We start from the raw sequence: 1,067 nt of genomic DNA on the forward strand, positions 1-1,067 counted from the left end.
CACGGCGTGGCGGTGGAGCGCGGCGACGTGCGCACCGTGCTCGCGAACCCCGAGCACCCCTACACCCGGGGCCTGCTGGCCGCAGTGCCGCGCGTGGAGGTCTCCCGCGCCCAGCGGCGGGCACGCGAACGGGCTGAGCGGCACCAGACGCGGATACAGGAGCAGCGCCGCAGGTCGGGAACGGCCGTGACGGGCGGGACGGACGAGACAGGCGACGACAGGGCTGCCGAGGCCGGACCCGAAGCGGTCCTCACGCCCTTCTCCGAACCGGCGACGGAGCGGAACGAGCCCCTGTTGCGGGTGGAGGATGTGGCGCAGCGGTTCCGGGTGCGTGGTGGTGTGTGGGGTCGTTCGTCGGATTTCTGGGCGGTCAAGGGGGTTTCCTTTGATCTGTACCGGGGGGAGACCCTGGGGATCGTGGGTGAGTCGGGGTCGGGCAAGTCGACCCTGTCGCGGATGGTGATGCGTCTGTTGGAGCCGACCCGGGGCCGGGTGGAGTTCGAGGGGCGCGATATCACGCACATGTCCGAGCGGGGGCTGCGTCCGTTGCGGCGGGATGTGCAGATGGTGTTCCAGAATCCGTACTCGTCGTTGAATCCGCGGGTGACGGTGGGGGACGCGATCGGGACGGCGTTGCGGGTGCAGGGGGAGCGGGACGGGAAGAGGGTCCGCTTGCGGGTGCAGGAGTTGTTGGAGCGGGTGGGGTTGGAGCCGGGGCACTACAACCGGTTTCCGCACGCGTTCTCGGGGGGGCAGCGGCAGCGGATCGCGATCGCGCGGGCGTTGATCCTCAAGCCGAAGCTGATCATCTGTGATGAGCCGGTGTCGGCGTTGGATGTGTCGACGCAGGATCAGGTGTTGCGGTTGTTGTCGGAGTTGCAGGATGACTTCGGGTTGACGTACATCTTCGTGGCGCATGATCTGGCGGTGGTGCGTCAGGTCAGTGATCGGGTGGCGGTGATGCGTGCGGGGGAGATCGTGGAGATGGGTGACAGTGACGCGGTGTATGAGTCGCCGCGGAGTGAGTACACCCGTCAGCTCCTGACCGCCGCCCCCGTCCTCGACCC

General features: G+C 68.3%; 1 protein-coding gene. It reads left to right on the forward strand.

Annotated elements, in window-relative coordinates; translation table 11 throughout:
* Positions 1–1,067 (forward strand): ATP-binding cassette domain-containing protein (locus FYW95_RS27465; RefSeq protein WP_160051005.1); only part of this gene is annotated, 1,067 nt, incomplete at both ends.

Source organism: Nocardiopsis sp. FR4 (assembly GCF_009830945.1).
Taxonomy (GTDB): domain Bacteria; phylum Actinomycetota; class Actinomycetes; order Streptosporangiales; family Streptosporangiaceae; genus Nocardiopsis.